This is a genomic window from Janthinobacterium sp. AD80 (assembly GCF_002878455.1).
In the GTDB taxonomy this organism is placed as follows: domain Bacteria; phylum Pseudomonadota; class Gammaproteobacteria; order Burkholderiales; family Burkholderiaceae_D; genus Janthinobacterium.
In genome coordinates, this window is record NZ_NRDQ01000001.1 from 1 (window position 1) to 20767 (window position 20767).

Annotated in this window: 20 protein-coding genes; 9 read left to right on the forward strand and 11 right to left on the reverse strand. The window is 63.3% G+C overall.

The genetic code is table 11. From position 1 onward, the window contains the following. A partial coding sequence (gene prpR / locus JaAD80_RS00005; protein WP_102292339.1) for a propionate catabolism operon regulatory protein PrpR occupies nt 1-1444 on the reverse strand: 1444 nt, incomplete at its 3' end. Nucleotides 1445-1658: 214 nt separating this feature from the next. Here prpR and JaAD80_RS00010 point away from each other — a divergent pair. Then, entirely contained in the window at nt 1659-5315 is a 3657-nt protein-coding gene (locus JaAD80_RS00010; RefSeq protein ID WP_102292340.1) for an EAL domain-containing protein, read from the forward strand. Between the two features lie 115 nt (nt 5316-5430). Here the strand turns inward: JaAD80_RS00010 and xth are convergent, their stop codons facing one another. Continuing rightward, nucleotides 5431-6195 (reverse strand): exodeoxyribonuclease III, encoded by a 765-nt coding sequence (xth, locus tag JaAD80_RS00015; protein ID WP_102292341.1) that lies wholly within the window; start codon nt 6193-6195, stop codon nt 5431-5433. 89 nt (nt 6196-6284) lie between these two features. Further along, nucleotides 6285-6476 (reverse strand): hypothetical protein, encoded by a 192-nt coding sequence (locus JaAD80_RS30015; RefSeq protein WP_146012206.1) that lies wholly within the window; start codon nt 6474-6476, stop codon nt 6285-6287. A gap of 336 nt (nt 6477-6812) precedes the next feature. On the opposite strand from JaAD80_RS30015, the gene JaAD80_RS00020 reads away from it, so the two are divergent. The 4 genes from JaAD80_RS00020 to JaAD80_RS00035 are packed head-to-tail and all read left to right on the forward strand — an operon-like array spanning nt 6813 to nt 8443. Continuing rightward, nucleotides 6813-7184: a hypothetical protein gene (locus tag JaAD80_RS00020; protein ID WP_102292342.1), complete on the forward strand. Its 372-nt coding sequence runs from the start codon at nt 6813-6815 to the stop codon at nt 7182-7184. A gap of 10 nt (nt 7185-7194) precedes the next feature. Next, nucleotides 7195-7383 carry a DUF1653 domain-containing protein gene (locus tag JaAD80_RS00025; protein ID WP_034782199.1) on the forward strand — a complete coding sequence of 63 codons (189 nt, stop codon included), beginning with the start codon at nt 7195-7197 and terminating at the stop codon, nt 7381-7383. Nucleotides 7384-7418: 35 nt separating this feature from the next. After that, entirely contained in the window at nt 7419-7889 is a 471-nt protein-coding gene (locus JaAD80_RS00030) for a CreA family protein (protein WP_102292373.1), read from the forward strand. A gap of 11 nt (nt 7890-7900) precedes the next feature. Next, a complete protein-coding gene (locus JaAD80_RS00035; RefSeq protein ID WP_180979238.1) occupies nt 7901-8443 on the forward strand; it encodes a hypothetical protein in 543 nt (180 codons plus the stop codon). A 101-nt stretch (nt 8444-8544) separates the two neighbouring features. On the opposite strand, the gene JaAD80_RS00040 is transcribed toward JaAD80_RS00035, so the two are convergent. Further along, nucleotides 8545-10038 (reverse strand): leucyl aminopeptidase, encoded by a 1494-nt coding sequence (locus tag JaAD80_RS00040; RefSeq protein WP_102292343.1) that lies wholly within the window; start codon nt 10036-10038, stop codon nt 8545-8547. Between the two features lie 67 nt (nt 10039-10105). On the opposite strand from JaAD80_RS00040, the gene lptF reads away from it, so the two are divergent. From lptF to JaAD80_RS00060, 4 genes are read left to right on the forward strand one after another with little or no spacing between them, the layout of a single operon-like run. Next, nucleotides 10106-11251, forward strand: coding sequence for an LPS export ABC transporter permease LptF (lptF, locus tag JaAD80_RS00045; RefSeq protein ID WP_102292344.1), 1146 nt, complete (start codon nt 10106-10108; stop codon nt 11249-11251). Beyond that, nucleotides 11248-12417, forward strand: a complete 1170-nt coding sequence (gene lptG, locus JaAD80_RS00050; RefSeq protein ID WP_102292345.1) for an LPS export ABC transporter permease LptG — start codon at nt 11248-11250, stop codon at nt 12415-12417. The genes lptF and lptG overlap by 4 nt, the downstream gene beginning before the upstream one ends. After that, complete coding sequence (locus JaAD80_RS00055; protein ID WP_102292346.1) at nt 12417-12824, forward strand: sirohydrochlorin chelatase; 408 nt, start codon at nt 12417-12419, stop codon at nt 12822-12824. The genes lptG and JaAD80_RS00055 overlap by 1 nt, the downstream gene beginning before the upstream one ends. Then, nucleotides 12821-13789, forward strand: coding sequence for a Stealth CR1 domain-containing protein (locus tag JaAD80_RS00060; protein WP_258002744.1), 969 nt, complete (start codon nt 12821-12823; stop codon nt 13787-13789). The genes JaAD80_RS00055 and JaAD80_RS00060 overlap by 4 nt, the downstream gene beginning before the upstream one ends. On the opposite strand, the gene JaAD80_RS00065 is transcribed toward JaAD80_RS00060, so the two are convergent. From JaAD80_RS00065 to JaAD80_RS00095, 7 genes are all read right to left on the reverse strand, one after another. Next, complete coding sequence (locus tag JaAD80_RS00065) at nt 13786-14433, reverse strand: hypothetical protein (RefSeq protein WP_146012207.1); 648 nt, start codon at nt 14431-14433, stop codon at nt 13786-13788. The genes JaAD80_RS00060 and JaAD80_RS00065 overlap by 4 nt on opposite strands. Before the next feature lie 246 nt (nt 14434-14679). Next, entirely contained in the window at nt 14680-15444 is a 765-nt protein-coding gene (gene cobA / locus JaAD80_RS00070; protein ID WP_102292348.1) for a uroporphyrinogen-III C-methyltransferase, read from the reverse strand. A gap of 14 nt (nt 15445-15458) precedes the next feature. Continuing rightward, nucleotides 15459-16778, reverse strand: a complete 1320-nt coding sequence (locus JaAD80_RS00075; RefSeq protein ID WP_102292349.1) for a sulfate adenylyltransferase subunit 1 — start codon at nt 16776-16778, stop codon at nt 15459-15461. Next, nucleotides 16778-17689, reverse strand: coding sequence for a sulfate adenylyltransferase subunit CysD (gene cysD / locus JaAD80_RS00080; RefSeq protein WP_102292350.1), 912 nt, complete (start codon nt 17687-17689; stop codon nt 16778-16780). Before cysD ends, JaAD80_RS00075 begins: the two co-directional genes overlap by 1 nt. 40 nt (nt 17690-17729) lie before the next feature. After that, entirely contained in the window at nt 17730-18446 is a 717-nt protein-coding gene (locus tag JaAD80_RS00085) for a phosphoadenylyl-sulfate reductase (RefSeq protein WP_102292351.1), read from the reverse strand. 11 nt (nt 18447-18457) lie between these two features. Beyond that, nucleotides 18458-19018, reverse strand: coding sequence for a DUF934 domain-containing protein (locus tag JaAD80_RS00090; protein WP_102292352.1), 561 nt, complete (start codon nt 19016-19018; stop codon nt 18458-18460). After that, nucleotides 19011-20699 carry a nitrite/sulfite reductase gene (locus tag JaAD80_RS00095; protein WP_102292353.1) on the reverse strand — a complete coding sequence of 563 codons (1689 nt, stop codon included), beginning with the start codon at nt 20697-20699 and terminating at the stop codon, nt 19011-19013. Before JaAD80_RS00095 ends, JaAD80_RS00090 begins: the two co-directional genes overlap by 8 nt. Nucleotides 20700-20767 lie beyond the last annotated feature (68 nt).

The window sequence follows — 20767 nt, forward strand, 5'->3', positions numbered from 1 at the left end:
CCGGCGCCACGCCCAGCACGAAGGCGGGAGTCAGCGCCTGCAGCGGTTCGGCCGCCAGGAACAGCGCCAGGCGCTCGGCCAGGTTGCGCAGTTCGCGCACGTTGCCGGGCCAGCCGTGGCGGCGCAGCAGCCCTGCGCAAGCCTGGACTTCCGCATGCAGGTTCGGGTGCGGCCGTGCGCCCAGGGCGGCCAGCGCGTTTTTCAGCGACCATTCGGCCAGGGCCGGAATGTCGGCGGCCCGTTCGCGCAGCGGCGGCAAGTGCAGGCGCAGCACGGCCAGGCGGTAGAACAGGTCGGCGCGGAAGCGCCCTTCGCGGATGCGCTGTTCCAGGTCGCAGTGCGTGGCGCTGATGATGCGCACATTGATGGCGATGGGCCGTGTGCCGCCCACGCGCACCACTTCGCGCTCTTCCAGCACGCGCAGCAGCCGCGTTTGCAGGGCCAGCGGCATTTCGCCGATTTCATCGAGGAACAGGGTGCCATGGTTGGCCGCCTCGAACAGGCCCGCATGGCCGCCCCGGCGCGCGCCCGTGAAGGCGCCATCTTCGTGGCCGAACAATTCCGACTCCAGCAGGGATTCGGCGATGGCGCCGCAATTGATGGCCAGGAAGGGGCGGTTGGCGCCCAGGCTGCGCGGGCTTTCACGGTGGATCGCCTGCGCCGCCAGTTCCTTGCCGCTGCCCGTTTCGCCCTGAATCAGCACGGTCGCCGGCGAGCGGGCAAACAGCACCACCGACTGGCGCACTGCTTCCATCGCCTCGGACTCGCCGCGCAGGTCGTGCAAGCCGTGCTTGGCGCGCAGGGTGTCGGCCACCGCCGTGCGGCGCCCGCGGTTCGATTCGAGCTGGGTCAGGCGCGCCAGTTCCAGCGCGTCGTCGAAGGCGCGCCGGATGGCTGTGGCGGAATACACGAAGACGGCGTCCAGGCCCGCTTCTTCCGCCAGGTCGGTGACCAGCCCGGCGCCGACGACGGCCTTGACGCCGGCCGCCTTGAGTTCATTGATCTGCGCGCGCGCGTCTTCTTCCGTGGCGTAGGTGCGCTGCGCGATCTGGAAGCCGAAGGTGGCGGCAAATTCCGCCAGTTCCGGCATCGGGTCCTGGTAGGTGACGACGCCGATGTGTGGCGAGATGCGCCGCGCGCGCGCCAGCGCCTGCATCACGTCGTAGCCGCTGGCCCTGGCGATGATGACGGGGACCGACAGGCGGCCCTTCAGGTAGGCGCCGTTCGAGCCGGCCGCGATGACGGCGTCGCAGCGTTCGGTGGCCATGCGGTCGCGGATGTGGCGCACGGCGTCGTCGAAACCCAGGTTGATCGGCTCGATCGTCGCCAGGTCGTCGTATTCGAGCGTGATGTCGCGGAATAGGTCGAACAGGCGCGAGACGGAAACGGTCCAGATGACGGGTTTGTCGCGGTGGTCGAGCGGAGGATGGGAAGGGCGGCGCATGCTTTTATTCTAAACGATTTGTTTCATTTTCCTGCCATGCAACAGCATTGCAACACGGGTGTTGCACCTGCTCTGTGGCGTTTGCGATATTGCCAGCAAGGAATATGAAAAAACCCCGGGAAACTGGTTTATGATCTAGCAGCACCACGATGCTTGGCGGAATATATTACCTAGTTGCATGTTTGTTCAGTCCTTAACCGTCCCATGGGTGTCCATGAAGCGCGTCCCGACCAGTCCCGAATTTATTGCAGATGCGTTGAACCTCATCGCCTTGCCAGCGTGCGCCTGCGATGCCTGCGGCATGGTGGTGGCGGCGAATGGCGCGCTGGTGGACTTGCTGGGCGTCGATGTGTCGGGGCGGCTGCTGGCCGACTGTTTCAGCGACGCCTACCGCGCATCGAGCACCAGCATGCTGCGCGGCGCGCTGGGCCCGGCCGGCCGCGCGCGCCAGTGGGACAGCAGCCTGCAGGGCAGCGACGGCGCCATCGGCGTGCAGGTCTGGGCCAAGCCGCTGAAGGTGGAGACCGGCTTGCCGGGCGCCACCCTGGTGTTTGCCGATATCCGCGTGCAGCAGCGCGACCAGCAAGCCATGCGCAAGACCTTGCTGGAGCAGCAGGCCATCCTGGAAAGCGCGGCTGTCGGCATCGTCTTTTCCAAGGGCGGCTTCATCGAGGAGTGCAATATCCGCGCCGCCGAAATGCTCGGCTATGCGCGCCACCAGCTGACGGGCATGCCCGGCGCGGTGCTGTACCGCTCGGCCGAGCACTGCCGTTTGCTGGGGCTGGAAGCGGCGCCGCTGCTGTCGAAGGGCAAGCCCTACCGCACGGAGCTGGAACTGCGGCGCCAGGATGGCAGCCTGTTCTGGAGCCGCCTGCACGGGCGCGCCGTCGATCCGCTCAACACGCATGACGGCACGGTGTGGATCATCGAGGATATCAGCGAGCACCGGCGCGACGAAGACCAGCTGCGCCGCGCCATGCTGGAAATGCAGGCCGTGATGGACAACGCGCCGCTGGCCATCGGCTTCCAGCGCGACACGGGCGTGCTGCGCTACAACCGGCGCTTTGCCGAATGCTTCGGCTTTGACGGCGACAGCGGCGTGGGCCTGCCCGTGGCCGACCTGTATCCGTCGCGCGCCGCCTATGAAAACGTGGTGCGGCAGGCGGCGCCCCTGCTGCGGCGCGGTCTGCCGTTCCAGGGCGAAATGGAGATGCGCCGGCGCGACGGTTCGACCTTCTGGGCGCTCGCGTATGGCTATGTAATCAATCCGGAACATCAGGCCGAGCGCGCGCTGCGCGACACGATCTGGCTGTTCGACGACCGCAGCGCGCAAAAGGCGGCCGAGGAGGCGACGCGCCAGCTGATGCTGGAGCAGCAGGCGATCCTCGACAACGCCTCCGTCGGCATCCTGTTTTCCCGTTCGCGCCTGGTCCTGCGCTGCAATCCCCGCTTCGCCGAGATGTTCGGCTATGCGCAGGAAGAGATGACGGGCCTGCCCGCCGCCGCCCTGTTTCCCTCGCCCGCCGCGTACGAGGAATTCGGCGTGCAGGCGACGCCGCTGCTGGGCCAGGGCCTGCCCTATGAGCAGGATGAATCGCTGTTCCGCCGGCGCGACGGCAGCCTGTTCTGGTGCCGCATCCGCGCCAAGGCCGTTGACCAGGCGCATAGCGAGCAGGGCGCCATCTGGATACTTGAAGACGTCACGGCCAGCCGCCAGACGCAGATGGAGGTGGCGGCCATCATGACGAATGCCTCGGTGAGCATCCTGTTTACCAAGAACCGCCAGATCACGCGCTACAACCTGGGCTTTGCCGCCATGTTCGGCTACCGCGGCGACGAGGCGCTGGGCCTGCCCGGGCGCGCGCTGTATGTATCGCAGCAGTCCTATGATTTGCTGGGCGCGGCGGCATTCCCCTTCCTGTCTGTCGGCAAGCCGTTCCAGACGGAAGTGGAGATGATGCGCCGCGACGGCAGCACCCTGTGGGCGCAGCTAATCGCCTATGTCGTCAACCCCGACGATCCGGCCGCCGGCACCATCTGGATCATCGAGGATCGTACGGAAGCCAAGCGCGCCGAAGAATCCCTGCGCAATGCGCTGCTGGAAAACCAGGCCATCCTCGACAGCGCCGTGCTGGGCATCTCGGTGGTGGAGGGCGGCTTCAATTTGCGCAGCAACAGCAAGATGGAAGAGCTGTTCGGTTACGGGCCGGGCGAGATCAATGGCCTGTCCGTGCAGGCGCTCTACCCGGACGTGGCGGCATGGAAGGCGGCGCGCGGCGAGACGGCGCGCGATTTCCAGGCGGGCAGGGTGCACATGTCGGAATACCAGCTGGTGCGCAAGGATGGCAGCCGTTTCTGGGCACGCCTGTCCGGGCGGCCGTTTGACCTGGCGCACGCGCATGGCCGCTCCGTGTGGCTGGTCGACGATGTGACGGCGCGCCGCGAGGCGGCCGAGGCGGTGCGCCGCGCGCGCGACGAACTGGAACTGCGCGTGCATGAACGCACGGCCGAACTGGCGGGCGCCAATTTGCTGCTGCAAGGCGAAATCGTCGAACGGCGCCAGGCCGAGGCCAGAGTGCACCACATGGCCTACCACGACAACCTGACGGGCTTGCCGAACCGCGCGCTGCTGTCGGACCGCCTGGAGCGGGCCATGCTGGCATCGCAGCGTTCCGGGCGCAAGCTGGCCGTGATGTTCATCGACCTGGACCGCTTTAAAACCATCAACGATTCGCTCGGCCACATGACGGGCGACCTGCTGCTCAAGGACGTGGCGGCGCGCCTGTGCCGCGCGGTGCGCGCCAGCGACACGGTGGCACGCCTGGGCGGCGATGAATTCGTCGTGCTGGTGCCAGGCATCCGCGGCGCCGACGAGGCGGCGCGCGTGGCCGAGAAAGTCATCGAGGCGCTGACGCCGGCCTTTCCGCTCGACGGCCACGTACTGCATGTGACGCCGTCGATCGGCATCTGCCTGTATCCGGACGATGGCGGCGACGTCGACGCCCTGATGCGCCATGCCGACGCTGCCATGTACCACGCCAAGGGCAATGGCCGGAATAACTACCAGTTCTTCACGCAGACGATGAACCAGGCGGCGGCCCTGCATTTTGATTTGGAAAGCAGTTTGCGCACGGCGCTGGCGCTGGACCAGTTCGAGCTGTTTTACCAGCCCGTCATCGATATCGCCACGCGGCGCCTGCATGGCATGGAAGTGCTGCTGCGCTGGCGGCGTCCCGGCCACGGCATGGTGCTGCCGGACCGCTTCATCCCCATCATGGAGGAAAACGGCTTGATCGTGCCGGTCGGCGAATGGGTGATGCGCCAGGCTTGCGCGCAAAGCATGGCCTGGCAGCGCCAGGGCCTGCAGCCGGTGCCGCTGGCGGTGAACCTGTCGCCGCGCCAGTTCATGCACAAGGGCCTGGTGTCGGCCATCGGCGCCATCGTGCAGGAAAGCGGCATCGATCCGGCGCTGCTGGAGTTTGAAATCACGGAAACGGCGCTGATGCAGCACGGCGAGCATACCTTGGAAATTCTGCGACAGATCAATGGCATGGGCCTGCGTCTGTCGATCGACGATTTCGGCACCGGCTATTCCAGCCTGGCCTATTTGAAGCGCTTCCCCGTGAAGAAGGTCAAGATCGACCGCGCCTTCATCAAGGATCTGGAGCATAGCGGCGAAGACCGCGCCATCGTCGCGGCCATCATCGCGCTGGCCGACAGCCTGCAATTGTCGGCCGTGGCCGAAGGCGTGGAGACGGAGGAGCAGTTCGCCCTGCTGCAGGCAAACGGCTGCCGCTATGCGCAGGGCTATCTGTTTTCGGCGCCGGTGCCTGCGGTGAATGCGCAGGCCCTGCTGGAACGCGTGACATGAACTGCCGCGCGTCGGTACAAGGGCCCTGCGATGCACACTGTGCTCAGGCGCAGTTCCGCTTCCCGGCCGCCTCTGCCTTCCGCCCGCTGCGCTTCTGTCAGGCGTTCCTGAGCGCTTAGTCGATGGTGGCCACGACAGGCGCGTGGTCGGACGGCTGCTCCCACTTGCGGGGGACGCGGTCAATGATGCAGGCCTTGCAGCGCGCGGCCAGGGCGGGCGAGAGCAGGATATGGTCGATGCGCAGGCCCTTGTTGAGGCGGAAGCCCAGCTGGCGGTAATCCCACCAGCTGAACGATTTTTCCGCCTGCTCGAACAGGCGGAAGGCATCCGTCAGGCCGATGTCGAGCAGGCGCTGCAGGGCGGCGCGTTCCTTGTCCGAGACCAGGACCTGGCCTTCCCAGGCGACCGGGTCGTGCACGTCGCGGTCGTCGGGGGCGATATTGTAGTCGCCGACGACGGCCAGCTGCGGATGCTGCTGCGCCTCTTCCGCCAGCCAGTCGTGCAGGGCCGCCAGCCAGCCCAGCTTGTATTCATACTTGTCCGAATCGACGCTCTGGCCGTTGGGCACGTAGGCGCAGACGACGCGCACGCCGCCAATGGTGGCAGCCAGGATGCGCTGCTGCGCATCTTCGTAGCGGGGGTTGTTCTTGACCACATCGGTGATCGGCAGTTTCGACAGGATGGCCACGCCGTTGTAGGTTTTCTGGCCGCTGAAAACGACCTGGTAGCCGGCCGCCTCGATTTCAGCGACGGGGAACTTGTCGTCCGTTAGCTTGGTCTCTTGTAAACACAGTATGTCGACGGGGTTGTCCGCCAGCCACTGCAAGACTTGGGGCAGGCGCACTTTGAGCGAGTTGACGTTCCAGGTGGCGAGTTTCATGGGCAAAATCCTTGCGTAAATAAGTGCTGACAGCAGTGGTGCCTGCGTCAGTAACTGCGGTGACGCTTGCGCGTCGATAGGCGCGAATCTTACCGCATGCGTGTCGCCAGTGCCGTGGCGGGCTTGCCCGACGCCTGTTTTGTTTGCTCTGGAGGAAAATGAATGTGGAAAAAGTATTTATTTTTAACCAATCGTGGCGCATGAATATTATGTTTTTGTGTATGATTGATCAACCCCTGTGTTTGATTTGGCATCAGTGGCTGGCGCGGTGCGCCGAGCAAGGCGTTTTAACGCGATAAAGGTGTAAAGTTTCTCGCTAAAACGCGATAAAAACTACTAAAATGGCAGAATGTAACAACTGTGTCACACGGCTTTGTTACAGCCAAGTTAGCAACCAGGCAGGAAGCAGTTGTAATTAGTTGTAATTGCTATTCCGACTTACATGACCACTGTGCCCGGGGCGGAGCAATCATTCCGTTCCTGGCGCCGCCAGACTTGTTATATAAATTGCAGTACTATATCTATGAGACTGTTTTGCGACATCAATAGATGGTACTATTTTGAAATGTTGCAGTTTTAATAGTGAGACTTGCGCGTAGCATTTGCAAAGGAAGAAAATGCGAACTGCATTTGAAGCGTGGGCGCAGCGTGACGGCCACATTGTGCGGCGAAGAGAAGACAAACCGGACGAGTACCTGATTTTCGAAACCCAGCGCCGCTGGGTTATCTGGCAGGCAGCTCTGACGCATGGCAAGACGGCAGCCAAGCCGCGGGTCAGCGCCGCCGAAAAGGCCGCGAAGGCCCAGCGCGCGCTGGAAATGTCGTCCGACGAGGCGACCGTGCGCAACAAGGTGCTCAATGAAGTGCTCGATGCCTTCACTGGCGCCGATGGCGCCGCCGGCATGGAAGGCATTTTGAAAGTGATCCAGGGCCTGAAGATGAAGCAGAAGGCACTGGCCGACGACAAGAGCGAAGATTCCACGGCTTGAGGAGACGGCAATGCGCTATCGGCACTACAAGGGCGGCATTTACGAACTGGTGTGCGAAGCCACGCTGGAAGCGGATCTGACGCCAATGATCGTCTATCGCGCTGCTGACGGTTCGATCTGGACCCGGCCGAAAGACGTGTTCTTTCAGCTGATCGAGGTCGAAGGCGTCATGGTGCAGCGTTTTGCCCCCATCAACTGATGGCCGTGTTCGCACGTGCCCGGGATACTATCTCCATGCATAAATTGCTGGCTGCAGCATGGCTGCTGGGCGTTGCGTGCGCCACGGCGCAGGCCGAAACCATCGGTTCCGTCGATACTGTCTTCAAGCTGATCGGCCCTGACCACAAGATCGTCGTGGAAGCCTACGACGATCCCCGCGTCGCTGGCGTCAGCTGCTACCTGTCGCGCGCCAAGACGGGCGGCATCAAGGGCGCCGTCGGCCTGGCCGAAGACAAGGCCGATGCGGCCGTGGCCTGCCGCCAGGTGGGGCCGCTGCAATTCAAGGGCAAGCTGCCGCGCCAGGAAGAGGTGTTTACCGAGCGCGCCTCGATCTTCTTCAAGCATGTGCGCGTGGTGCGCATGGTCGACAGCAAGCGCAATGCGCTGGTCTACCTGGTGTATTCCGACCGCCTGATCGAGGGCAGTCCGAAAAACAGCGTTACTGCCGTCGCCGTGCCCGGCGACCAGCCGATCCCCGTCCGTTAAGCGAGTTTCCCATGCGTGGACCATCGTCTGCCGCTCTTGCCGCCAAGGCGCTGCTGTTGCTGGGGCTGGGCGGCTGCGCCACCCTGACGGGCAATACCGAGCAGATGGTGCTGGTGCAAACCATTCAGGATAACCGCGAACTGACTGGCGCCGGCTGCATCCTCAGCAACGACGTCGGCAAGTGGTTCGTCACCACGCCGGGCCGCATCACCATCCGCAAGAGCCAGGAACCGCTGAAGGTCGATTGCCGCAAGCACGGCTCGCCCGCCGTCGCCACCGACGGCAGCATCGATCCCAAGCTCAATGGCAGCGTCTGGGGCAATGTCATCCTGACCCTGGGCGTCGGCTATTTCGTCGACCGCAACACGGGCGCCGGCTTCGACTATCCCTCGGTGCTGACCATCGTCATGCAGGACCCGGCGCGCCTGGCGCCACCGCCGCCACCCGCCAGGATCGCCGCGCCGGCTCCTGCCGCTGCCGGCGAAGCGACGCCGCACAGCGTGGTGCAGCCGAAGGTGGCGCCGCAGCCGATTCCCGATCCCGTCGTCTATTAGGTCAATACGCCGCACGTGAAAAAGCCGCCAGGGTCACACGGACCAGGGCGGCTTTTTTGCAGTGCAACGCCGGCGGCAAGGCGCCGCCGGCAGGCGTCAACTTATACTCTGTTGATCAGGAACGTCGTCAGCAAAGGCACCGGACGGCCGGTGGCGCCTTTTGCGCCGCCCGATTTCCAGGCCGTGCCGGCGATGTCCAGATGCGCCCAGGTGTACTTCTTGGTGAAGTTTTCCAGGAAGGCCGCTGCCGTCACCGCGCCGCCGCCTGGCGTGCCGATGTTGGCCAGGTCGGCGAAGTTCGATTTCAGCTGCTCGTTGTACGCTTCTTCGATCGGCATGCGCCATGCCGTGTCGCTCGCCTGCTTGCCCGCTGCCAGCAGTTCATTGGCCAGTTGGTCATGCGCCGCATCGCTGCGTGTAAACAGACCGCTGTTATGGTGGCCCAGGGCCACGACGCAAGCGCCCGTCAGGGTGGCGATATCGACCACGGCTGCCGGCTTGAAGCGTTCGGCGTAGGTCAGCGCATCGCACAGCACCAGACGGCCTTCGGCGTCCGTGTTCAGCACTTCGATGGTCAGGCCATTCATCGAGGTGACGACGTCGCCCGGCTTGGTGGCGCGGCCCGACGGCATGTTTTCGCACGCGGCGATGATGCCGATGACGTTCAGCTTCAGGTTCATCTCGCCGATGGCGCGGAAGGTGCCCAGCACCGATGCGGCGCCGCCCATGTCGTATTTCATCTCGTCCATGCCAGGACCGGCCTTGAGCGAGATGCCGCCCGTGTCAAAGGTGATGCCCTTGCCGACCAGGACGACTGGCGCGTCCTTGGCCTTGCCGCCCATGTGCTTCAGGACGATGAACTTCGGCGGCTGTTCGCTGCCGTTGGTGACGGACAGGAAGCTGCCCATTTTCAGCGCTTCGAGCTGTTTGCGGTCCAGCACTTCGACTTCGAACTTGAAATCCTTGGCCAGCTGCTTGGCCGTGCTGGCCAGGTAGGTCGGGTTGGCGATGTTCGCTGGCAGGTCGCCCAGGTTGCGCGTCAGGTCGGAGCCGTTGGCGATGGCGATGGCTTGCGCCAGCGCGCCGCGCGTGGCGGCCGTTGCCGGTGCCGACAGGACGATCTTGCGCACGCCCGCCGGTGCCGGATCTTTCTTGCTTTTTTGCGAGTCGCAGCGGTATTCGCTGTCGTGTGCAGCCTGCACCACACAACGGATTGCCCAATTTACGTCGCGCTCTTTCACATCTGTCAGTGGTAATGCGATAATGGCGTCCGCAGCGCCCAGGGAGCCGAAGGCTTTCAGCGCCGCTTGTACACCGGTAGCGAAGCTTTTCTCGCTGACGCTTTCATCGCTGCCCATGCCGACGAGCAGAACGCGTTCGGCGGTGACGCCATCGACTGCACGCAGCAGCAATGTGCTGCCAGGCTTGCCGCTGATGTCGCCGGACTTCAGCGCAGCCGAAATTGCACCCTTGCTGTCCAGCGATTTTGCCGCTGGCGACAGTTTTTTGTTTTCGAATACCGCAACCGCGATGCATCCGCTTTTGGCCGTGCCGAGGGTGCTCTTGGTATCGAATGCTTTTATGCTAAAGTCCATTTGGTTCTCCGTTTTCATTTACTAGTAACGTGTTACTCAACTAACCGATCCGAATTATAAACTCCGAATGATCTTTCAACGCGCCCTTCGACGTGAATTGGCTAGTGCCGCCGGGGCCACCTTCACTGTTTTGTTCAGCATCCTGCTCACCTGGATGTTGATTGGTATTCTCGGCAAGGCTGCGGGCGGCAAGATCGCGTCCTCGGACGTCATGTCGCTGATGGTTTTTTCCGCCCTGATGCAGCTGCCTACCATCATCATCCTCACCGGATTCATCTCGGTGCTGATGGTGGTCACGCGCAGCTACAAGGAGTCGGAGATGGTGGTCTGGTTCGCCTCGGGCATGAGCCTGTCGCGCTGGATCTGGCCGGTGCTGAGCTTTGGCTTGCCGCTGGTGCTGGCCACCGGCATCCTGAGCCTGTATGCCACACCGTGGGCGCAAAAGAAAAGCGACGAATATGTGGCGCGTTTTGAAAAGCGCGAAGACCTGCAAAAAGTCACGCCGGGCCAGTTCCGCGAATCGGCCGGCAGCAACCGCATCTTCTTCGTCGAAGGTGGCGGCGGCGAGAAAAACGTGGTGCACAATGTGTTCGTCAATACCGTCGATGCCAAGGGCAGCGCGGTGGTTGTCGTCGCCAGGGAAGGCGTGATCAATACGGATGCCCGTGGCGAACGCTTCCTGGTGCTCAAGAGCGGCCGCCGCTACCAGGGCACGCCGACGCAGGCCGACTTCCAGACCATGGAATTCGAGCAGTACATCATGCGCATCGAGAGCAAGCAGCAGGAGCTGGGCGCGGACCTGGGCGTGCGCGCCATGAGCACCATGGCGCTGATTGCCGAGCCGAATCAATTCACCAGGGCCGAATTGTTATGGCGCGTGAGCGCGCCGCTGATCGGCCTGATGCTCATCCTGCTGGCCATTCCGCTGGGCTTTGTCAATCCGCGCGCCGGCAGTTCGGCCAACCTGATCATCGCCCTGCTGATTTTCTTCACCTACAGTAACCTGATCAAGGTCATCGAGGCGAGCGTGAAGCAGGGGCGTTTGACGTTCGGCCTGGCCTGGTGGCCGCTGCATCTGCTGGCGGCGCTGGCTGTCGTGGCGCTGTTTGCCTGGCGCCTGAATGTGAACCACCGCTATCATCCGCTGGTCCTGCTGGCGTCCTTCAAGCGCGCGCGCCGCGCCGGCAAAACAAGTAAAGCGGCATCGAAATGAAGATTTTACAGCGCTATTTTGCGGTCTCGATTTTCCAGGCGGTGCTGTTCGTGCTGCTCGCCTTTTTGGCGCTGCAGGCGTTCATCGACCTGACCGGCGAGTTGCCCAAGGTGGGCAAGAACGGCTACAGCATCCAGTACGCGTTCTTGTATGTGCTGGTGCTGGTGCCGGGCCATGTGTATGAAGTGATGCCCATCGCGGCCCTGATCGGCACGATCTATACGATGGCGCAGTTTGCCGCCAGTTCGGAATTTACCATCATGCGTGCGTCGAGCATGTCGACGGCGATGGCGGCAGGCTTCCTGTTCCGCATCGGTATCGTCTTCGTCGTGATCACCTTCATCTTCGGCGAGTTGATCACCCCGCGCACGGAAACCCTGGCCGAACGCCTCAAGCTGACGTCGCGCGGCGCGGCCGTATCGAGCGAATTCCGCTCCGGCCTGTGGACCAAGGACATGGTCAAGAGCGATGGACTGACGGGCACCGTCACCGGTTCGCGCTTTTTCAACGTGGGCGAGGCGCGGCCGGATGGCCTCCTGAAAAACGTCAAGCTGTATGAGTTCGACACCGACATGCGCCTGCGCACCCTGACCGTGGCCCAGGGCGCAACCTATCAGGGCAATAATATCTGGCGCCTGACCGGCGTGACGGAGACGACGTTTTCGAATAGCGCCAGCACGTCGCCCGGTTTCGAGCCGAAGCTGGAAAACTACTTTGGCCAGGAAACGAGCCTGGTGCGCACAGTGCAAAGCGCCACCAAGGACATGGTTTCCGAGGTGACGCCGAAGATCCTGACGGTATCGGCCTCCGATCCTGAACGCATGTCGGCCAGCGAACTGGCCGTGTACACGCGCCACCTGGCCGAAAACAAGCAGGAGACCGAGCGTTTCCGCATCGCCTTCTGGAAAAAGCTGATCGATCCGCTGGCGATCTTCGTGCTGATGGCGCTGGCGCTGCCGTTCGCCTACATGCATACGCGCAGCGGCGGCATCAGCCTGAAGATCTTCATCGGCATCATGATCGGCGTGAGCTTCATGCTGGTCAACACCCTGTTCTCGCACCTTGGCTTGCTGAGTACCTGGCCGGCCTTCCTGACCGCCGTGGCGCCGAGCGCACTATACCTGCTGCTGGCGCTGGGCGCTCTGTGGTGGGTGGAGCGGCACTGATGGAGACGCACGTGAAACAGGCATTGATTCTGTTTGCCCATGGCGCGCGCGCCGCATCGTGGGCCGCGCCCTTCGAACGCCTGCGCGATCTGACCCAGGCGCGCATGCCTGCTACCGGTGTGCACCTGGCGTTCCTGGAGCTGATGACGCCGCGCCTGCCCGAACTGCTGGAGACCCTGCTGGCCGAGCTGCCCGCCGGCGCCATCCTCAACGTCACCGTGGTGCCCGTGTTCCTGGGGCAGGGCGGCCATGTGCTGCGCGACTTGCCCCTGCTGGTGGAAGAATTGCGCCAGCGGCATCCGGCATTGCGCCTGAAGGTGGTGGAAGCGGTGGGCGAAAACGCCAGCGTACTGGCGGCCATCGCCGATTACTGCGTGGCGGCGCCAGGCTCCAGCCCTCTCCCTTGAGCGGCATCGACATCGTCTACCTGTGGGTTGACGGCGCCGATCCCGCGTGGCGCGCGCGCCGGCAGCAGGCGTATGCGGCCTGGGCGCAGACCCATCCCGGCCAGCTGGCCTTGCACGGCAACGTGGCGGGGCGCTACCGCGACAATGGCGAACTGCGCTACAACCTGCGCGCGCTGGAACGCTTCTTCCCGGGCCACGGCCATGTCTATCTGCTGACGGACAGGCAAGTGCCGCAATGGCTGCGCACCTCACCGCGCCTCACCGTGATCGACCATGCCAGCCTGATGCCCGGCGCCGCGCTGCCGGTGTTCGACTCGGGCCATATCGAATCGTATCTGCACCATATTCCCGGCCTGTCCGAACGCTTTTTATACCTGAATGACGACGTCTTTCTGGGCGCGCCGTTCGAACCGGCATTCTGGTTTGGCGAGGGCGAAGACCGGCGCCTGAGCGTTTTCACCGAGAGCGCGCCGCAAGTAGTGCAGCAAGGCTTGCGCGATGACGTGGCGGCGCCCGTCAATTGCGCCACCTTGTCCAGGCAATGGCTGTCGGCGCAGTATGCCGGTTACCGGCATGCGCCGCATTTGTATGCGCATGCGCCGCGGCCCATGCTGAAAAGCGCGCTGCATGCGCTGGAAGCGCTGGCGCCGGGCATGTTTGCGGGAGTGCGCGCCACGGTGTTCCGTTCCTGGCGGGTGCCGGCATTGCTGCCTGACCTGGTGCCGCGCTGGATGGTGCATCAGGGATTCGCGCGCGACAAGGTACTCGACCCGCTGCATATCGCCAGCGGCGATGCGCATGCGCCGCGGCAGCTCGCCGAGCTGGCGGCGCGCTTCGGCAGCCTGCCGTTTTTCTGTATTAACGATACCTGCGACGAGGCGCAGGACGACGATCCGCGCCTGTTGCGCGTGGCGGCTGCCTTGCAGCGGCTGCTGCCGCTGCCATCGTCATTTGAAGTAGCTTAGCGCTTGCCCTTGGGGGCCAGGCTGATGCGGGCTGCGGCCGAACTGTCGCACAGCGAGGCGAGGAACAGCAGCAGATAGGCACCCAGTTCGAACACTTCTTCGCCCAGCAGCGCATACGCGTCCGGCATGCCATGGAAGACCTTCTTGTCGAACGGCCAGCCAGCCACCATCAGCAAGCCGCCGATGGCCGTCAGGATGGTGATGCGCATGCTGAAAATCAGGCCGGCATGGGCGAAGACCTTGCGCGCGCGCGGCGCGAAGAAGATCAGCAAGCGTATCAGGATCAGCAATTCCAGCACGCGCAGGGCCTTTTCAGCCTGTGCCCAGGCGGGTGCCGTGCCGAACTGGTCGATGTCGAGCTCGCGCAGCAGGAAGCCGAACAGCAGGGCGCACAAGCCGGCATGCATGAGGAAACGCAGCGACTGGCGGTCAGGTTCCTGCCAGGCGCGCACGCCGTGCACGGTGCAGGCCAGAGCCAGGAACAGCGCCTGCAGCCATTCCAGCAAATGGTTCTCGTCGTCGATATTGGGGAAGACCGTCCACAGGGCGATGGAGGCGAGCATGCTCAGGATGACGGCACTGGCGACGCCGGCATTGCTGCGGCTGAGCGAAGTCAGGGCTTCGCGCATGGAGGTGAAATTCATGTGTGGTCGTAAGGCTAAAGTTGCGCGGCGCGGTATTGCAGCCTGCGGGCGCAGCTTTTTTCGGGGAGATTGGGGCGCGGTGCCCTTGGCGGGGAGGCCGAGCAACAAGCGCTATGCGGGGTGAAGCGTGAGTTTCATTGCTATCACGCAATAACTTCTCGAGAAAAGATGCGTAGGCATCGTATCATGTTTTCCCGCAAGACGTCAGTTACTGACTTTAAAGTCGGTAAAATACGCTGTGTTTATTCATGCATGGCGCGCCAGAATGGCGGCCGTTTTGTCGATGGCCTGATGCGCGCGTGTCGCCATGGCCTGGCCCAGCATCACCAGCACGGGGCCATGGGCGTCGCCCAGGCCGTGCGCCAGCGCGCTCAGCGGCAAGCGCACGATGCGCTGGTCGGCGCGGCTGCAGTTTTCAATCACCACCACGGGCGTATCGGCAGGACGGCCTTGCGCCAGCAGGCGCTGCGCCGTGACGATGGCTTCGCGGCCCCCCATGTATTGCACCAGGGTGTCGCAGTCGGGAATGCGCGTCTGGTCCGGCTCGCCAGGTGCCGTGCTGGAGGTAAAGAAGGCCACGCTGCGCGAGACGCCCCGCTTGGTCAGCGGCTGCTGCGTGGCGGCGGCGGCCGCCAGCGCCGTGGTAATGCCCGGCACCACTTCCACTGCGATGCCGGCTTCTTCCAGCGCGCGCAATTCCTCGTCGGCGCGGCCGAACAGCATGGGGTCGCCCCCTTTCAGGCGCACCACGACGGCGTGCTTGCGGGCATTGTCAACCAGCTGCTTGTTGATGAAGGCCTGTGCCGTGGAGAGCTGGCCGCAGCGCTTGCCGACCAGGATCTTCCGCGCCTGCGGGCACAGCTCCAGCATCTCCGCGGTGACGAGCGCGTCGTGCAGCACGACATCGGCCTGCGCCAGCAGGCGCGCGCCGCGCAAGGTCATCAAGTCTTGCGCGCCAGGTCCGGCGCCGATCAGGTAGACCTTGCCTGGGAGAGATGTGGAGTGGTTCATGCTGCTTGCCTTCCTTAGCTGACGCGGATCATGCCTGCGGCGACCGTTTGGTGGGTGACTTCATCGATCAGGATAAACGCGCCCGTGGCACGGATATCGTCATACGCATCGGCAGCCAGCGGCTGCTGCACGTTCAGGCTGATGCGGGCGATGTCGTTCAGCTTCAGCCCTTCCGCCGGATGGCGCTGCTGCGTGTTGATATCGAGGATGGAATCGATCGCCGTCACCTTGGCGGCCGTCTGCTTCGTGCCATGCTTGATCCAGTACTTGCGGCGCAGGTCCAGCGCGTCTTCCGACAGCCAGCAGACGTCGGCCACCACGGTTTTCAGCAGGGTCGCAGGGCGCTCGCTGCTGGCCAGCAAGTCGCCGCGCGAAATATCCAGGTATTCATTCAGCAGCAAAGTCACGGATTGGCCCACCACGGCGGTGCTCAGCGAGCCGTCCAGCGTAACGATATCTTTCACTGTTGCCGTCTGGCCCGATGGCTGCACCACCAGGGTGTCGCCGACGCTGACCTTGCCTGCCTCGATGCGGCCCATGTAGCCGCGGAAGTCGTTGGCTTCGTGGCCATTGTGGCGCGCCACCAGCTGTACCGGGAAGCGGAACGGCGCGTCGTGCGATTCATCGTAGACGGACAGCGATTCGAGCAGCTCGATCAGGGTCGGGCCCGTGTACCAGCCCAGCTTCTCGCCGCGTTCGACGACGTTGTCACCCGTCAAGGCGGACAGCGGGATCGGCGTGATGTCCTTCAAGCCCAGCGACTGGGCGAATTCGCGGTAGGCCGCGACGATGCGCTTATACACCGTTTCATCGTAGTCGACCAGGTCCATCTTGTTGACGGCGACGACCACGTGTTCGATCTGCAGCAAGTGGGCGATGGTCGAGTGGCGCTTGGTCTGGATCAGCAGTTCCACGCTGCCGTCGTCGCCCAGTTTGACTTTCGACACGTCGATCAGGATGATGACGGCGTCGGCGGTCGAGGCGCCCGTGACCATGTTGCGCGTGTATTGCTCGTGGCCTGGCGTGTCGGCGATGATGAATTTGCGCTTCGGCGTGGCAAAGTAGCGGTAGGCCACGTCGATGGTGATGCCTTGCTCGCGCTCGGCTTCCAGGCCGTCCGTCAGCAAGGACAGGTCGACCGTGTCGCCCACCGTGCGCTTGTGCTTGGAGCGCGACATGGCGTCGAGCTGGTCGGCGAAGATGCCCTTGCTGTCGAACAGCAAACGGCCGATCAGGGTGCTCTTGCCGTCATCGACGGAACCGGCCGTGATGAAGCGCAGCATGCCGCGCTCCAGGGTATCGGTCAAATTGGTGTTCTGGATTGCTGCGTTCATTAGAAATACCCTGCTTTCTTGCGTTTTTCCATCGAGGCTTCGGAAGTCTGGTCGTCCATGCGGGTGGCGCCGCGTTCCGTGATTTGCGTGATTGCCGTTTCGGCGATGATGGCGTCCACCGTTGCCGCATCGGACGAGACGGGGCAGGTGCACGAGATATCACCGACCGTGCGGAAGCGCACGACTTGCGTTTCCACCGTTTCGCCGTCGCGCGGCGGCGTCAGATCCGTCAGCGGCACGAGCAGGCCGTTGCGCGGGATCACCTGGCGCTCGTGCGCGAAGTAGATCGGCGGCAGTTCCAGCTTTTCGCGGGCGATGTATTGCCACACGTCCAGCTCCGTCCAGTTCGAGATGGGGAACACGCGCATGTTTTCACCAGGATGCACGCGGGTGTTATACAGGTCCCACAGTTCCGGACGCTGGGCTTTCGGGTCCCAGGCGCCGAATTCGTCGCGGAACGAGAAGATGCGTTCTTTGGCGCGGGCTTTTTCTTCATCGCGGCGCGCGCCGCCGATGCAGGCGTCAAAGCCGTGTTTGGAGATGGTTTCCAGCAAGGTCACGGCTTGCGCCGCGTTGCGTGAATCCGTGGCCGGATTGCGCAGGCGCACGGTGCCGCGCTGTATCGAGTCCTCAACGGAGCCGACGATCAGGCGCTCGCCCAGTTCCGCCACCTTCTTGTCACGGAAGGTGATGACTTCAGGGAAGTTGTGGCCCGTGTCGATGTGCACGAGGGGAAATGGGAATTTGCCTGGACGGAAGGCTTTCTCTGCCAGCCGCAGCAGGACGACGGAATCCTTGCCGCCCGAGAACAGCAGGGCGGGATTGGCCGATTCGGCCGCCACTTCGCGCAGGATGTGGATGGCTTCCGACTCAAGGCTGTCGAGGTGGCGCTGGTTCAAAATATTGCTCATATTGGATGCTTTCTTGTTCTGCTGCGTCTGTTATGTCGGATCAGGCTGCCACGGATTTGATGCGGATCAACTTGCCATCCACCATGTGCAGGCCGCATTCCTTGGAATCCGGGTTTTCCCACCACCAGCGTCCGGCGCGCACATCTTCGCCCGGCTGCACGGCCCGCGTACATGGTTCGCAGCCGATCGACGGGTAGCCCTGGTCGTGCAGCGCATTGTAGGGCACGTCATTGGCGCGGATGTAGGCCCACACGTCTTCTTCCGACCAGTCCGCCAGTGGATTGAATTTCGTCATGGCGTGCGCTGCGTCGTCTTCCTGCACGTGCAGCTCGGCGCGCGTGGTGGATTGGGCGCGGCGCTGGCCCGTGACCCAGGCCTTGTTGCCGGCCAGGGCGCGGCCCAGCGGCTCGACCTTGCGGATACGGCAGCACTCGCGGCGCATCTCGACGCTATTGTAAAAAGCGTTGAGACCGTTCTGTTCCACGTAGGCGGCCACGGCATCGGGCTGCGGGCGGTACAGGGTGATGTCGTGGTCGTAGCGGGTTTTCACCTTGTCGAGCACGGCCAGAGTTTCCTGGTGCAGCCGGCCTGTTTCCAGGGAAAAGATGCTGATCGGCAGCTTTGCCTTGAGTATCATGTCGGTCAGCACCATGTCTTCGGCTGCCAGGCTGGACGCAAACACGGCCGGCGAAAAGTCCGCGGCGATGCGTGTCAGCGTTTGCTCGGTGGCGTCAATTAAAGTAGAGAGGTCGCTCATGGCCCGCTTTCTCAGATGCCGGCCGCGTTGTCGAGGTCAGGATTCTGGCCTTCCCGCTGGTGGCGGCGGAACAGCGGCGACTTCTGGTCCCACGATGCCTGGTAGGTTTCCGAAAAGACCGACAAACCTTTCAGGGCGTCATGGATGCTGCGGTCGGGCCGGGTGGCATAAGCGTCAAAGCCGACCCGGTGCATGGAAAACAGCTGGTCGCGCAAGACGTCGCCAATGGCCCGCAATTCACCCTGGAAACCCAGGCGTGCGCGCAGGTTGAAGGCGATGGAATAGCCGCGGCCATCCGTGAACTTCGGGAAGTCCACGCCGATGACGGGCAGTTGCGCCACGTCGGCCGCCAGTTCTTCCGGACGCTCGTCGCTGGCCAGCCAGACGCCGATGTCGGGCAGGCGGGCGGCCAGGGTCTCGCGCTGGGCTTGCCATACGAGCAGGGGGACGATGACCTTGCCTTCTGGCACGACCACCGTTTCCGGCGTCTCGTTTTCATCGAGGCGCAGCAAGCCCCAGCTGTTCGGCACCACGGCGGCGTTCTTGATGATTTCTTCGCGTACTTCAAACATATTCGTCTTCTCCCACCAGGTTGCCGACCGTGATCGGCGTTGCATATACGTGTTCCTTGAACGGCGCCAGGCCCAGGCGCTGGGCCGTGTCGACGAAGCGCTCGCCTTCATGGCGGTCGCGCACGTAGACGTGCAGCAGGCGGCCGATGACTTCAGGCATCTGCAGGGAAGAGAACGATGGTCCGATGATCTTGCCGATGGCCGCGTTGTTGCCTTGCGCGCCGCCGATCGACACTTGATACCATTCGCTGCCATCCTTGTCGACGCCGAGAATGCCGATGCTGCCCACGTGATGGTGGCCGCAGGCATTGATGCAGCCGGAAATGTTCAGTTCGATCTCGCCGATGTCGTGCTGGAAGTCGATGCTGTCGAAGCGTTCCGCGATGGCGGCCGCGATCGGCAGCGACTTGGCGTTGGCCAGCGAGCAGAAGTCGCCGCCGGGGCAGCAGATCATGTCGGTCAGCAAGCCGATGTTTGGCGTGGCCAGGCCGTGCGCCTTGGCTTCCTGCCACAGCTTGAACAGTTTCGACTGTTCCACGTCGGCCAGCACCAGGTTTTGTTCATGCGTCACGCGCAGTTCGCCAAAGCTGTAGCGGTCGGCCAGGTCGGCCACGAAGTCGATCTGCTCGGCCGTCGCGTCGCCCGGCGGCACGCCCGTTTTCTTCAAGGACAGCACCACGGCCACGTAGCCAGGGCGCTGGTGCGGCTTGACATTGCGCGCCAGCCAGTTCACATACGCCTTGTTGTCCGCGTGTTCCGTCTTGTAGTCGAGTTCCGGCAGGGCCAGGTAGGCGGGCGGATTGAAGAAGTCCGCCACGCGCTGCATTTCTTCCTGCGTCAGGGTTTCCGGACCGTCTTTCAGGTCGACCCATTCCGCTTCCACCTGGCGCGTGAATTCTTCCACGCCGATGGCTTTCAGCAGGATCTTGATGCGCGCCTTGTATTTGTTGTCGCGGCGACCGTGCAAGTTGTACACGCGCATGATGGCCTGGATGTAGGTCAGCAAGTGCTGCCATGGCAGGAAGTCGCGCACCACGCTGCCCAAAATCGGCGTGCGGCCCATGCCGCCACCGGCCATCACCTTGAAGCCCACTTCGCCGGCCGCGTTGCGCACGGCTGTCAGGCCGATGTCGTGCACGGCGATGGCGGCGCGGTCTTCCTCGGCGCCATTGATGGCGACCTTGAATTTACGGGGAAGGGCAATGAACTCGGGGTGGAAGGTGCTCCACTGGCGCAGCACTTCCGCGTACGGACGCGGATCGATGATTTCATCGGCGGCAACGCCGGCGAACGGGTCCGATGTTGTATTACGGATACAGTTGCCAGACGTCTGGATCGCGTGCATTTCCACGGAGGCTAGGTCGGTCAGGATATCGGGTGTCTGTTCCAGCTCGATCCAGTTGAACTGGATGTTCTGGCGCGTGGTGAAGTGGCCATAGCCGCGGTCGTACTTGCGCGCGATGTGCGCGAACATGCGCATCTGCGTCGACGACAGCAAGCCGTACGGCACGGCGATGCGCAGCATGTAGGCGTGGCGCTGCATGTACAGGCCGTTTTGCAGGCGCAGCGGAATGAATTCCTCTTCCGTCAGCTCATTGGCGATACGGCGCGCAACCTGGTCTCGGTACTGGGCGATACGTTCTTTGATGATGAGGTGGTCGTACTGATCGTAATGGTACATATCAATTCCTAAAAAAGCCGGGGTGCTGGAAGATTGCCTGGGATTATGTTCTTGATACTGCTCTTGTC